The 13,893-nt window shown below is 45.2% G+C and carries 9 protein-coding genes; 6 read left to right on the forward strand and 3 right to left on the reverse strand.

Translation table 11 applies throughout. The features are described from left to right. Positions 1-451: 451 nt before the first annotated feature. A complete protein-coding gene (locus tag WBA89_RS08850; RefSeq protein ID WP_424405710.1) occupies positions 452-1,645 on the reverse strand; it encodes an NAD(P)/FAD-dependent oxidoreductase in 1,194 nt (397 codons plus the stop codon). Between the two features lie 381 nt (positions 1,646-2,026). Between WBA89_RS08850 and WBA89_RS08855 the strand changes: the two genes are divergently transcribed. Then, complete coding sequence (locus tag WBA89_RS08855) at positions 2,027-5,086, forward strand: PAS domain-containing sensor histidine kinase (protein WP_424405712.1); 3,060 nt, start codon at positions 2,027-2,029, stop codon at positions 5,084-5,086. 223 nt (positions 5,087-5,309) lie between these two features. Next, on the forward strand, positions 5,310-5,735 hold the full coding sequence (locus WBA89_RS08860) for a thiol-disulfide oxidoreductase DCC family protein (protein ID WP_424405714.1): 426 nt from the start codon (positions 5,310-5,312) through the stop codon (positions 5,733-5,735). A gap of 54 nt (positions 5,736-5,789) precedes the next feature. Here the strand turns inward: WBA89_RS08860 and WBA89_RS08865 are convergent, their stop codons facing one another. After that, positions 5,790-6,221 carry a hypothetical protein gene (locus WBA89_RS08865; RefSeq protein ID WP_424405716.1) on the reverse strand — a complete coding sequence of 144 codons (432 nt, stop codon included), beginning with the start codon at positions 6,219-6,221 and terminating at the stop codon, positions 5,790-5,792. 428 nt (positions 6,222-6,649) lie between these two features. After that, positions 6,650-8,938: a GAF domain-containing protein gene (locus tag WBA89_RS08870; RefSeq protein WP_424405718.1), complete on the reverse strand. Its 2,289-nt coding sequence runs from the start codon at positions 8,936-8,938 to the stop codon at positions 6,650-6,652. 580 nt (positions 8,939-9,518) lie between these two features. Here WBA89_RS08870 and WBA89_RS08875 point away from each other — a divergent pair. The 4 genes from WBA89_RS08875 (at position 9,519) to WBA89_RS08890 (ending at position 13,378) form a co-directional block, all read left to right on the forward strand. Beyond that, the gene (locus tag WBA89_RS08875; protein WP_424405720.1) at positions 9,519-10,298 is read left to right on the forward strand and encodes a calcium-binding protein; all 780 of its coding nucleotides are present in this window, start codon (positions 9,519-9,521) and stop codon (positions 10,296-10,298) included. A gap of 240 nt (positions 10,299-10,538) precedes the next feature. Then, positions 10,539-11,144, forward strand: coding sequence for a Uma2 family endonuclease (locus WBA89_RS08880; RefSeq protein WP_424405722.1), 606 nt, complete (start codon positions 10,539-10,541; stop codon positions 11,142-11,144). A gap of 160 nt (positions 11,145-11,304) precedes the next feature. Further along, entirely contained in the window at positions 11,305-12,810 is a 1,506-nt protein-coding gene (locus tag WBA89_RS08885) for a tetratricopeptide repeat-containing S1 family peptidase (RefSeq protein ID WP_424405724.1), read from the forward strand. 325 nt (positions 12,811-13,135) lie between these two features. Further along, a complete protein-coding gene (locus WBA89_RS08890) occupies positions 13,136-13,378 on the forward strand; it encodes a DUF2283 domain-containing protein (RefSeq protein ID WP_424405726.1) in 243 nt (80 codons plus the stop codon). Positions 13,379-13,893 lie beyond the last annotated feature (515 nt).

Here is a 13,893-nt window from a genome sequence, read left to right on the forward strand (position 1 = left end):
ATCTATTACTGTGTGTCACAAAACAATAAAATTCTTGTGGGGTGGGCTTCTAAGCTGTTGCTCGTATAGATTGTGTATGGCGATGGAGGGGGAGAGGGGGAGAGGATTTGACGATTTTTTCTTGTCATCAAAATATACAATTTAAGTGCACAACAGCTTAGCCCGCCCTAAATATGCAATGTTTATTGGCGCGACAGCTTAGGAATGAAAATTTAATAACTTAAGCACCTCCTACAGTCCTCTCTCCTTTAAGTTGCGAGATCAAAGGAGGCAGAGCCTCCGGATCTGCATTACCAGGCACAGCCTGGTAACGAGCAATTACAAACAAAACCTGCCTCCGCAGGTTGAAGAATCAGAAGAAGATTGGGCGAATGGAATTAAGTTATTTTTTTCCGTCCGCGGAGGCGGACATCGTTTGTGTAGACGCGAATTCTATTCGCCGTCTTATCTATTACTTTTTCAGCAATTCTTGAATCGGCTTGCTAATCCAATTGAAACCAACTTTTATTTGGTGGTCAAATGTTGGCATCCGATAGAGATAGGCTAGGCGGCGAGCAATGTGTGCTAGTTGTCCGTCGAGTTTGATTCCTAAACCTGTGAGGGTGGCGTTGTCTATTCCTAATGTCATCGTTTCTCCTAGCGGCTGGTAGCGGAAAGGTAGTAATGGACGATCGCTCAACGAGGCCCAAATGTTCCAGGCGGTGTAGTCGGCTTGCTGGAATGCTGTTTGAGCGGTGGAGGGGACTTTTTGACCGGTTGCATCGTGACATTCTGCTAAGTCTCCCAAGGCAAATATGTCTGGATGGTCGATTATTTGCATCTGCGAATTCACTATTAGTTGACCGCGCTGGTTTTGTTTGAGGGGGAGCGATCGCACTGCTTGACTGACTTGAGTTCCTACTGTCCACAATACTATGTCTACGGGGAGAACGTCTAATTGTCCTTTGTACAGTAAGGATATGGTGTCGGATTCGATCGCCTCTACTGATGTTTCTAAGTCGATCCACACTTTGCGTTTTTCTAGTGCTTTGTTGGCTGCTTCGCGGTTGAACTCTGGCGATGTCTGCAGAATTGTATTGCTTTGTTCGACTAACCGGATGCGGCCTTTGTCTCCGAGTCGATCGGCTAATTTACAAGCTAATTCTACTCCCGAATAACCGGCACCGACGATCGCCACCCGAATTTTGTCGGTATTGCTGGCTTCGAGAAACCGCAGTCTTTCTTCTAAGCGGTAAGCGTCGTTTAGGCTGCGGAACGAGTAAGCGTATTCAACCGCTCCTTTCACCGTATCTAGAGGGGTTTCGCCGCCCAAAGCTAAAACGAGGCGATCGCACGGAATTTCTGGCCCGTCGCGTAATTCCACTCGCTTGTTGTCTACATCGATGCCGGAGACAGTGCCTTGACAAAACCGCACGCCTGTGCCTTCCAAGACTTCGGCAAAAGGCGGGGCGATTTCCCAGGTTTGGAGTTCGCCGGTGAGGAGTTCGTACAGCAGGGGAACGAACAGGAAGCGATCGCGCCGATCGACTAGGACGATTTCGGGTTTTTCGGTTTTGGAGAAGGGCAACTGACTCAAGCGCAGGGCTGTGTAGAGTCCGCCGAAGCCTCCGCCGAGAATGCAAATCCGGGGTTGTTGTTGAGTCATGGTTTTTTGTTTGAGGGCGATCGGTAGCAAGGCAACTTATCTTATTCTAACGAGAGTGGGGGATTGGGGGAAATGACTGCAGCGGCTTCGATCGCGCGGAAAGATGGTCTGAGGGGGAGAATCGGAAAAATCTTTGCCGAACATCAATGCGTTAAATCCCTTTGCATTCGCTATCAAATGCGTTGCCGAACTGCCTTGTGTCTTTTACATAATATCCTTGATTAGCTCTGCCTATTAGCCGGGATTAAATTTTCTGAATGTTCGCACAAGTAATTTTGTACTATATTAGTTTATAGCGGATTATTGCGCCAATTCAATTCATTTTTAATACAGGGATCTACTCTAACACTTGCCCCCCCGCACTCACAAGTGACACACATCATGCAAATTTCATCAAATTCTTCTAATTTTAAGAAAGGCGACCGCCATCAGGAAGATAGCTCATTTTTATTAAGCAGCGAAGAACGATATAAAAATTTAGTAGCTAATATTCCCGGTGCTGTCTACCGCTGTAGCTGCGACTGTAATGGCGACGGCGAACCGACACGGACAATGGCGTTTTTGAGCGAGGCAATTCAAGAAATATCAGGCTATCCATCCTCTGATTTTATTAAAGGTCGCGTCCGTTCTTTTGCCAGCATTATCCATCCTCAAGACCGCAAAAATGTCGGTGATACTGTCCAAAAAAGTGCAGCAGCAAAAACTCCTTACATCCTTGAATACCGTATTGTCCGGGCTGACGGCGAAATTAGCTGGGTTTGCGAAAAAGGCAGAGCTGTTTGTTGCGAGGCGGATGAGGTGAGAACACAAGAGGGACAAGGGGAAATTGAGGGCTTTTTGTCTGCTGCGGTTTCGCCGGTCGCCAATTCTCTGTCTCAGGTTGTCTATCTCGACGGAGTGATTTGGGATATTACCGATCGCAAGCGAGCTGAGGAAGATTTGCGAAACACTCAACATTTTTTGAATGCGGTACTGCAAAATCTGCCGGTGAGCGTCTTTATTAAAGATGCTGTGGAACAAAAATTTATTTATTGGAATAAAGCTAGCGAAAATTTGTTTGGCTACTCCAGCGATGAAGTAATGGGAAATAATGCTGCTGACTTGTTGGAAGCAGAGCAGTCAAATTACTTGCAAGCACAGGATTTAAAAGTATTTGCTGCGGGAAAATGTGTGGATTTTCCAGAAGAAACTATCCAACTGCCGCGCCGGGGAAAGCGGATTTTGCACAATAAAAAGGTTCCTTTGTTTGACGAGGCTGGTGCGCCTAAGTACATTCTGGGTATTGCTCAAGATATTACCGAAAGCAAACAAACTGAAACAGAATTGCTGCGGTTGGCGATCGTGGCTCAAAAAACGCAAAATGGTGTGATTATTACTGATGCTAGAGGCTGCATTGAATGGGTGAATGAAGGATTTACTCGGATTAGCGGTTACGGGCTAGCAGAAATGCTGGGAAACAAACTGGTTGATGTGCTGCAATGCCCTCAAACAGAAGCGCTAACTATTGCTCAATTGCGATCGGCTTTGGCTGCGGGCGAGACGTTTAATCAGGAAATTTACAATTACAGTAAGGATGGAAAGGGTTATTGGGTGGCGCTGTCGATCGTGCCAATTTATAAAAAAACCCGGCAACTAGAAGGTTTTATTGCGGTGCAAACCGATATTACCGATCGCAAGCAAGCAGAGGCAACAGTCAGCGAGAGCGAGAGTTATTACCGCTGCATTGTCGAGACGGCTTCGGAGGGCGTGTGGATGTTTGACAGCGACAGCATCACGACTTTTGCTAACTCTCGGATGGCCGAAATGCTGGGGTATACTGTGGAGGAAATGCTGGGCCGATCGCTATTTGAGTTTATCGGTGAGGAGGCTCGCGAAATAGCCGAAAGTTACGTGCAGCGCAGGCGGCAAGGCATTCGCGAACGCCACGATTTTAAGTTTGCTCGCTCTGACGGCTCTTACTTGTGGGCGATCGTCTCGGCGACACCGATGTTCGATGACAAAGGCGAATTTTCAGGTGTTTTGCGGATGATTACCGATATTAGCGATCGCAAGCAAGCCGAAGCAGAATTGCGCCAAACTCTCCAAGAATTAGAATTTGAAAAATTTGCACTAGATCAATCTGCGATCGTCTCAAATACCGACGAATTCGGTGTCATTACCTATGTCAACGACCAATTTTGCGAAATCTTTAAATACGAGCGAGAAGAATTGATCGGCAAAAACCACAGACTTGTCAATTCTGGTTATCACCAACCGGATTTTTTCAAACAGCTTTGGTCAACCATCCGCCAAGGGAATGTTTGGCGGGGAGAAATGAAAAATCAAGCTAAAGACGGCACATTATTCTGGTTGGATACAACTATTGTACCTTGCTTAAATCCCAACGGAGACCCCCATCAATATGTAGCAATTCGCAAAGATATTACCGCCAAAAAACAAGCAGAAGAAGCTGTGCGGCTTTCGGAAAGTCAGTTGAGAACCAAAAATCAAGAACTGGCGAAAGCCCTGCAGGACGTGCACAAAACTCAAAGCATGATGGTCCAAAATGAAAAAATGGTGAGTTTGGGACAATTAGTAGCTGGCGTAGCTCACGAAATCAACAATCCAGTTAGCTTTATTTACGGCAACGTCATGCACGCTGACGATTACTTTCAAGACTTGCTAAAAATGCTGCAACTTTACCAGCGGGAATATCCGGAACCAACAGAGCCAATTAGAGAAGAAATAGACGATATAGATTTAAATTTCTTGCTCGCAGATTTGCCAAAACTCTTAACATCGATGAAAATGGGAGCCGAGCGAATTCGTCAAATTGTGCTGTCGCTAAAGAATTTTTCGCGGTTGGACGAAGCCGAACAAAAGCAGGTTGACATTCACGAAGGCATTGACAGCACTTTGTTGATTTTGCAGCACAGGTTCAAAGAAACCGCAGGACACCCGAAAATTTCGCTGCTCAAAGAGTTCGGTGATTTGCCTCGCGTACAGTGTTATGCCGGACAGTTAAATCAGGTTTTTATGAATATTATCGGCAATGCAATTGATGCTTTAGAAGAAGCAATGGAGACTGGACAGTGGGCCGAGGGGGAACTTGTGCCTATTCCTTGTTGTCCTTCGCCGACGCTGCGTATTTCTACGGAAGTAAAGTACGAACAGGATATTTTGATGCAGGCAAATTCAGATGTTTCTGATGATTCGATCCCGCATCCTTCTCATATTGTGATTCGGATTGCTGACAACGGGCCGGGGATTCCGCCAGAGGTTCATCAAAGGCTGTTCGATCCGTTTTTTACTACGAAAGAACCGGGGAAAGGTACTGGTTTGGGGCTGTCTATTAGCTATCAAATTGTGGTGGAAAAACACGGCGGCGAGCTTAAGTGCAATTCTGCACCGGGTCGAGGTACGGAATTTGCGATCGAGATTCCTGTAACCAGAAGTCATTAGTCAGTTGGCAGTTGGCAGTTGGCAGTTGGCAGTAGTCAGTAGTCAGTAGTCAGTAGTCAGTAGTCAGTAGTCATTAGTTGTTGGTTATTGGTTATTGGTTATTGGTTATTGGTTACTTGCTACGAATTCCCAATTTCCCATTCTCAATTCCCAATAACAACTAACAAATAACAACTAACAAATAACAGCTAAAAGTCAACATTCAACATTCAACATTCAACCAATGAATTATAAGGTAATTTACGACGGCAATTGCAATCTCTGCGTCACCTTGGTGCAGTTACTGGAAAACTTAGATCGAGGGCAGAATTTTGAGTATATTTCTATGCAAGATTTAGAGGGATTAAATCGCTTTGGGATAAGTTCTGAAGACTGCGAAATGGGGATGATTTTGATAGATGCACAGAATCCCGAAAAACGGTGGCAAGGTAGCGATGCGGCGGAGGAAATCGGGCGGATATTGCCTGCTGGTGAGGTGTTTGTGGCGGCTTACCGCGCTATGCCGGGGATGAAGTGGATGGGCGATCGCCTTTACGAACAAGTCCGCGATAACCGCTATACTTTGTTTGGCAAGCGATCGACAACTTACAATTCAGTTTATGCTGTTGGTTGTGGGTCGATCGACAATTGCGATAATAGCAAGGACTAAATCTGGCTTATTTCTTAGTCCGCGGAGGCGGACTTTGTATGTGTAGAAGCGATTTCAATCGCCGAATGATTGATTGAACAAATTAAAAATTTGTTCGCAAAAGTGTTTGATTTTTTGTGCCGACTCCGGTGCAGGTGCGGTTTGACCCAGAAAATCCCAATTTTCCACCGTCGAAAATCGCCACTGCTGACCTGTATGATCGTAGCCTGCAGCCTCAACGCCGATCGCCCGCCGAGATCCTTCGACTGGATCTTGGTAAAATCGGATTTGAATCAGAATGCTGCGGCTTTGCAACCAGCGGCTTCTACCGGGGAAATGGAAGCCAATGTCGATCGAATCTGGATCGACAAGTTCCCTGGTATCCTCGTCATTCATCCAAGGTTTCAAATCAACTTTCGCATCCGGGAATTCCGATTTGAATAAATTAACAACCGCAGCAATTTTGCTGGTAAGTTCAATATTTTTAGCTTGTTCGGCAGCGTTCACTGGCAAAACTCCTATCAAATACACTTATTACATTCAGCTAATAATGTAACTGCATACTGCCGAATGCAGACTGTGAACAGCGGACTTTTTTAGAGATAATTAGGCATTGACAAATGTTTAAATATGTGTTATGTCGTTTCCGGTTGCATCGGAATGATTTAACCGCAGAGAACACAGAGGACACAGAGAGAGAATAGAGATATGAATACAGGACGATGCTACCGGATTTGATATTAACTCTGTTACTCGGCGCTATCAACTCAAAAAAACCGGTTTCTGGCAACCATCCTGAAATCACGAAATTACCAGAAGCAACCGGGTTTTTGCCCCCACAACTATCAACCCCAAAAACCCGGTTTCTGGCGACCGCAGATTTAAAAAAAATCTCCCTGACGCATCATAAAGTTAACCGGGTTTATCGACTGTTGTCAATCGGAAATAACCGTAACTTCGCGATATTCTGCCAGAGATTTCGTGTCCGGTAAAATACGGACGCGGGCGAATTTTAAACCGCTGACTCCTTGCAGTGATTCTACCATCCCCGTCTGAACTTTTGCCTCTACCCAACCTTCCCGCGACAAGTAGCGCAAGTATTGTTGGTATTCTTCCCATTCGTCTTCGGTTGAATAAACTATGGTTAGCATTCCCGATTGGGTAATTCGCTGTTCTTCGTTTTTCTCAACTGCTTTTTCGATGCGCTTTTTGACGAGTTCGTAGCGGATGTCGCGGGTGCCTTTGACATCGAACATTTTTTCGGTGGTTTCGTTGTGAAAGATGTCGATGGTGGTATTCTGCACTAAAACTAAATGTGCGAGTTCCATGTTAATTTCAGACTCGGCTTGCAGGCGAAAAACTGTGCGCCCGCAGTCGCAAATTGCTCGCAGTTGTTCGTACCGCAAACTGTGCAGGTGAAATTGGCTAAATTTGGAATCGATCGACTTTCCGACATAAATCATGTGATCTATGCCGTCGGTGCATTCGATGTCGCAGTAGTGGGGGAGGATTTGCTGCATTTTTTCTTGCCAGCGGGCCCAGGTTTCTTGGAGTTTCGTGCCGATTAGGTTCAGCATTCGATCGTAGCGGGTACGATCGCTGTAAACCGATTTGTGCTCGTTGTCGCAGGCGGTTCGGTAAGCTTCAACGGCTGCCAGAACTGTAGGGCCGCACTGTACAAAGTAGTCAAAATATACTTCTAAACGCTCGTTTAAATATTCCGCTGCTCGCACTTCCATATCGACTGTTACTTTTTCTTTTAAATGCTGGATGTAGTCGAGCAAGTCGAGCCGCAGTTGCTCGCCGAGGTGGGTAGTTTGTGTTTGGCAAACGGCATCGGCTATGGCTAAACCCAAGCGGAATTGTTCGAGCAAATCTGTTTGAATTGCTCGGTTTCTTTCGTCGCTGGAACCGCGAATGTCGGAAATTCCGTACAGGGGATGAACATCTGGAAATACGATCGTCTCTGGGGGCAGTCCCCAACTGCGCCTTTCTGCTTCTTGGGCGAACCGCCACTCGACTGCGGGATGAATGTTGTGAATGTGGGTAAACCGCTGCTGCATGGCTTGCCGCAGGGCTGCTATGAAGGCGGGAATGAGTTCTTGGGCGTGTTGAGCGTCAATGTTGTTGAACTGGTTGGGCCGATCGCACAGCAGCCCCACCACGCCCAAAATCCGCTGCCCGCACCCCTCGCGGGTAACAGATTTGACCACCAGCGGTAAGAGCAGCATCGATCGAGTCCCCATTTTTCGCAAAGCTCGATCGCACTCGGTTTCGCATTCCCGGCGCAAGTCGGGCACGTTCCAAACTTGATTTGCTGCGGTGGCCTTGAAAAAGTGAGAAGCTTCTAGGGAGTGCATTGAATAAACAATCGGCTGCAAATTTTGGTCGTCTTTGGCAACTAATAGCTGTACTTGTTCGCCGTCGGGGCGCAGCAGCAAAGTGCCGTCAGCATGAAAGAGCGATCGCAAACACCCGTCAATGCTCTCAAATTTATCCGGCCGCAGCATCGAATTGCGATCGATCAATAACTGAGTCAGCCGCCGAATTTGCTCCTGCACGGTGACATCAAAACCTTCTAGCAGCAGCAAACCTTCGACGCGGTAATTATCTAAATTTAGTCGATCGGCTAAATTTGCCAGTTGATTCGGCTGCATCAGCCAAGCTTCCCGTTCCGCAACAGGCATTAATTTTAAATGAACATCGACAAATTCATCTATTTTTGAATCAATGCGAGTGATTTTCAACTGTTCCGAACCAAAGCAAAATTCCATAAATTTGGGTGCGCGGTGTTTGGGATTTTTCACGCTCGCCGTGAGTGGTTCATCTAGCACCCGCAAACTGTCGAGGTCAATTTGATAAAATTGCTTAAAAACCCAGTGCAAAAGGTGACGGCGGTACAATTGCTCTGCCATTTTGACATCCCGCTCCTCGAACAGTTCCAGCAGAGTGAGGTTGGTTTCTGCAAACCAACCGTTATTAGATTGAGTTACCAAAGGCGTGCCCTCCCAACCGGCCAAGCGACAAAATGCCGCGTTAGCGTAACGCAGAGCAAAAGTTCCCGGTTCCATGACTGCGATTAAAACGCGGCGATCGCCGAGAAATTGAAACAGTCGCTCAAAATCTTGTTTCCACGTTTTCAAGCCTTCAATTTCAGCAGATTGACTGGGTACTTGGGCCGCCAAAGCTTCCAGTAGCTGTTCCATGCTTGGTTCGCTTGACATCTTGTCACTGTCTTGCTCAGTTGGAGCGATACCTGCGGTTGACCGTGATTTTACGGAGTTGTTGTTGTTTTGATGGGAAGACGATTTAGGAGTAGACATAAGCAAAACACCTGAAAGCAGTGGATTTTGTTAAAGAATGAGCGAACGGCGATTTATGGCGAATGTAAAGAACTTAGATCCTGTTTGTAAAGTTTGTGTGTTGGTATCGGAAACTGGGTATTTTCTCGGACGATCGGCCGAGAAAATTTTACTTTTCTTGACAAACAACCTCAGAGTCTCGACGTTATAGGTGATATTAACGTGTTTGCGGGCGAGTAACATCCATTATAAGCGGTGAACCGTAGCGGATAGTGTCCGAGACTAATGCTATGTGACTCCTCGGCGAAATATACAGCCGCTTTGGGTTGAATGAGGCACAGCATTAGCAACTTGAAATTGTAATTACTAATTAATAATTAGCAATTTGCGATGGTAATTTATTCAACAATAATGGCTGTAAATCAAAAAAATGCTTGCTCTTTGCCAAAGGTGTAATTTAAATCTATAATACAGATATCACCATTTTGGCAAAGACACACTTATGGCTTTAACGATTAACAATCTCATCGGCGATTTGACTGGATTTCCTGTATTTGCTGGCGGCGGGCCGCGTTTTTTGGCATTCGCTACAGCAGATGAGATTGACGTAGAGGATGGAAATTTGTCGTCTTTTCCGTGGGGAGTTTGGGGACTGGACGGCAACGATACGATAGCAGGTTCGTCGGATTCTAACGAACGGCTGTTAGGAAATAATGGGGATGATATTATCGGCGGTGGTGACGGAAATGATATCATTTACGGCGGCAAAGAGAACGATCGCCTGGATGGAAATAATGGCAACGACCTAGTTAGGGGCGACGCGGGAAACGACATTATTTTTGGAGGCTCCGGGAACGATATCCTGCGGGGAGGACAAGGAGACGACGATTTAGACGGCAATGACGGCAACGATTTCTTAGTGGGCGATCGGGGAGTTGACGTGCTCACGGGAGGCTCTGGTGCTGATATATTTGTGCTCAGAAGCAACGAACAATTTGGCGTAAATGGAGCCGATGTCATTACCGATTTTAGTTTTGACGAGGGCGATCGGATCGGTTTGACAGACGGTTTAACAGAATTAGACCTCCTCTTCACTGACAACAATTTGATCGCTTACGATAACGACGGAATCATCAACGACATGGTAGTTGTGAACGGAAGAAACGGACAAATTTTGGGAATTGTTTTAAACACGGACAACTTTGAACTAATCGGCTCCTTTGAACAAGCAAGTCCGTTTGCTTTGGCAATTAACGGTACTCAGTTCCAGTTTTTGGCTTAGATATTTGTAGGCTGATTTTAGGGGCTATTTCCTACGGGATGGCTGCACTTCACGGGCTTTTTTTGAGTGGAAGAGAGCGGTCGCTGGTGTTAAAAAATATTTCCCGCAGTCCGACAATCCGGCAGGGGTTTAAACCCCTGGCGGTACTTTTGGTTAAACTATAATATTCAAATATTCATTGATTTTTTTTTTAAGCTAAGCTAATCTAGAAACAGAAACTCCAACCAGGAGAAATTATAAATGACCGCTACAATTCACCCCCAATTAACTGCACTCCCGGAACAGCGGTTAATTTTGCCGCTATCAATGACTTGGGAACAGTTCAAAGCTTTGGATTCCTTGCTAGAGTACACTCGCAGTGTTCGCTTGTCTTACCTGGACGGATATGTAGAAATTATGACACTTTCGCCGGAACACGAAACCATTAAATATATGATGGCAGGAATGTTAGGTCAGTTTTTCGTAGAAAAAGATATGAGTTTTAGACCGACGGGTAGCGCTACACTCCAAGGGGAAACAAAAGGCAGCAGCAAGGAACCTGATTTATCTTACTACTTTGGCGAGGATCGGCGGCAGCGAGAAACACCTGATTTGGCGATCGAAGTTATTTTCACTCTTCGGACTATTAATAAACTGGAATACTACCGCCGATTTAACGTAGCGGAAGTTTGGTTTTGGGAAGACGGAGTGTTTTCGATTTACCAACTGAAATCGGAGGGTTACGATCGCGTTTCTCGGAGCGTACTTTTGCCAGATTTGGATATAGAATTGCTGGGGAGATGCCTGCAAATGTCGGAAGAAAAAGAAGCTTTGAAACTGTTTCGGGATGCAGTGCGAGGTTGCTAACCTAGAAGATATACAAATAAAATATGGCAAAATTACGAAATGTACGAAATGTCATAAAAATCGCAATAATCTGAAAATATCCATGATTTCTGGTTTTCATAAATTTTATTTTAATCTATACTATTCGGAGTATAAAAAATCTGACTCTTCAACATCATCTATGAATAGGAATTATTTGCGGTTTGATTCCCTCACCAGCATCCTAGCAGGAACAGTAGCGGTATCAGGAATAGTCATGTTTGCGCCTGCACCGATTTTCGCTATGTCTTCGCCAGAGATTGCAAAATTAGCTGAATCTGTCACCGTTCAAATCAATGGTAAATCTCCCAATATGGTGAGTAGCGGAACTGGATTTATTCTTGCTAAAAAAGGCACAAGTTACACTGTAGTGACAGCTAATCACGTTGTTGTCGATTCTAAATTTACTTATACAATTCGCACATCTACAGGAAAAGATTATCAAGTAACCAGAAGTGTACTATTACAGAAAGGTCAGAATGCTCCAGATTTAGCAGTCGTAACATTTAACAGTGCAGAATCTTATCCTGTTGTGACTTTAGGCGATTCCGAACAAGCGACAGTTGGTACAGGAATTTTTGTGTTTGGCTATCCAAGTATTCCGCCTAGCAGAAAAGATCAAACTGAACGCAATTTTGAATTTTCACCAGGCTTTGTTACCAGCCGTCTCCCGAATCATTCAGATGGTTATACTTTGCGCTACAATGCTGTTACGAAAGGGGGAATGAGTGGAGGGCCGGTATTTGATGGAGAAGGGCGCGTAGTTGGAGTTCACGGAGAAGGCGATCGCGATTACGATCCTGTCACAGACGGAAAAGTCCGCACAGGTTTAGCATTTACTAAAACAGGATTTAATTCAGCGATTCCTATTAACACTTTTATAGCTAAGTTATCGGATGCGGGCTTAAATCGATCGGCTATTTTGATAAATACCTCTCCCACAGCTAATGTACCTCTGAAGCTGAACAATCCGCAAGATGCTAAAACTTATTATGTTCGGGGTTTGACTCGGTTTGATAAGGGAGATTTGTCAGGGGCTGTTGCCGATTTTACGCAAGCGATTCAAACTCAATCGGATTATTCAGAAGCTTATTTTTATCGAGCACTGGCTTATTTTGATTTGAGACAAATGCCAAAAAGTATCGCTGATTATAGCAAGGCGATCGCCCTTAATGCCGGTTATGTTGACGCTTACTACAATCGGGGGCTGGTGTTGTCAGCATTAGGAGATAAACCGGGGGCGATCGCCGATTATACTCAAGTCATCCGTTTGGATAGAAACTTTGCAGCAGCTTACAACAACCGAGGATTGGCGCTTTCAGATTTGGGCGATCAAAAAGGGGCGATCGACGATTTCAATCAAGCGCTGCAAATCAATCCCGGTCGCGCCAACACTTATTTTAACAGAGGATTAGCGCTATTTCGCATCAATAACGATCGCTCTGCCTTAGCTGATTACACCCAAGCAATTCAACTCAATCCCAGTTATGCTAAGGCTTTTGCTAACCGAGGGATTACCTTGGTGAGAATGGGAGATACAAAAGGGGCGATTTCCGATTTGCAGCAAGCGGCTAATTTATTTAGGGTTCAAGGAATGAATGCAGATGCTCAAAAAGCATTAGATTTAATTGGTCAACTGCAAAAATAGTAAACTTTCCGAATATAATATCATCAACGAGACCAAATAAATTGCATGGTCAAACCAATCTACTTTTCAACTCATGCCAGAGAGCGAATGTTACTGCGAGGCGCTGAAGAGAATGAGGTGATCGTTGCCATTCGTTCGGGAAACTGGCTACCAGCCAAGTAAGGTAAGTTTTCAGCCCGCGCTCAATTTGATTTTAACAATCAATCTCCCGTTAATCAACAGTTTTACGCTTACAAAGCTGTTAAGCCAATTTTCACAGAAGCACAGGAAAGAATTGTAGTAGTAACAGTCAACGTCTATTACTCTAATTAAAAGGATTCAAAACATGAGAATACTATACGATCGAGAAGTAGATGCTCTCTACATTGAGTTACTGCCATTAGCACCTGGAACAGCGGAAAATCGAGAATTGAGTGAAGACATTATTGCTGATTATAGTCCTGACGGTCAACTGGCTGGACTAGAAATTATTGATGCTTCGCTAGTTTTGGGGGAACAACTAAAAGAAATCATTGTCGAAGATGCTTCGGTTGGTGTTATTCATCAACTGGCTCTTTTGATGAAGTGAGAATGACAGAAATTAGGCACGGCTTCTATTACGAAAGAGGACACAGCAGTGCTCATTGGTGTAAACTTAAGCCTGAAACCTTTGATAAATGTCGCTTTTACCTGAGTCTCGATCCCCCTAAATCCCCCTTAAGAAGGGGGACTTTGAGAAGACTCCTGTCCCCCCCTTCTTAAGGGGGGCTAGGGGGGATCTGGGCCTAATCGTCAAACAACAGTCTCTGACAGGGTTTGACGTTAAGTTGACACCAATGAGCAGTGCTGTGTCCCTACCGAATATCCGTATGACGGTCGATCGGCATTTCAGTTTTTTTCAAAGTATCTGTCGTAGGGAAACGGCATTGCCGTGTCCGTATCCGCAGAAATACAGAAAGAGGACACAGCACTGCTGTGTCCCTACCTTCCCTAAAACCTCACCGTCACCAAAATCACCCGCCGCGGCTGATTTTCAGCTTCAATAGTATACTCAACCCGCCCAAAACCTTTCGGCCCCGGTTCAACTAAATCGTAGCGAGATGT

Origin of the sequence: Microcoleus sp. (genome assembly GCF_049646505.1) — a bacterium.
Classification (GTDB): Bacteria; Cyanobacteriota; Cyanobacteriia; order Cyanobacteriales; family Microcoleaceae; genus Microcoleus.

Excerpts from the sequence above, each read along its gene's own strand:
- WBA89_RS08850 (WP_424405710.1), bottom strand. The coding sequence starts at position 1,645 with ATGACTCAACAACAACCCCGGATTTGCATTCTCGGCGGAGGCTTCGGC.
- WBA89_RS08855 (WP_424405712.1), top strand. The coding sequence starts at position 2,027 with ATGCAAATTTCATCAAATTCTTCTAATTTTAAGAAAGGCGACCGCCAT.
- WBA89_RS08860 (WP_424405714.1), top strand. The coding sequence starts at position 5,310 with ATGAATTATAAGGTAATTTACGACGGCAATTGCAATCTCTGCGTCACC.
- WBA89_RS08870 (WP_424405718.1), bottom strand. The coding sequence starts at position 8,938 with ATGTCAAGCGAACCAAGCATGGAACAGCTACTGGAAGCTTTGGCGGCC.
- WBA89_RS08875 (WP_424405720.1), top strand. The coding sequence starts at position 9,519 with ATGGCTTTAACGATTAACAATCTCATCGGCGATTTGACTGGATTTCCT.
- WBA89_RS08880 (WP_424405722.1), top strand. The coding sequence starts at position 10,539 with ATGACCGCTACAATTCACCCCCAATTAACTGCACTCCCGGAACAGCGG.
- WBA89_RS08885 (WP_424405724.1), top strand. The coding sequence starts at position 11,305 with ATGAATAGGAATTATTTGCGGTTTGATTCCCTCACCAGCATCCTAGCA.
- WBA89_RS08890 (WP_424405726.1), top strand. The coding sequence starts at position 13,136 with ATGAGAATACTATACGATCGAGAAGTAGATGCTCTCTACATTGAGTTA.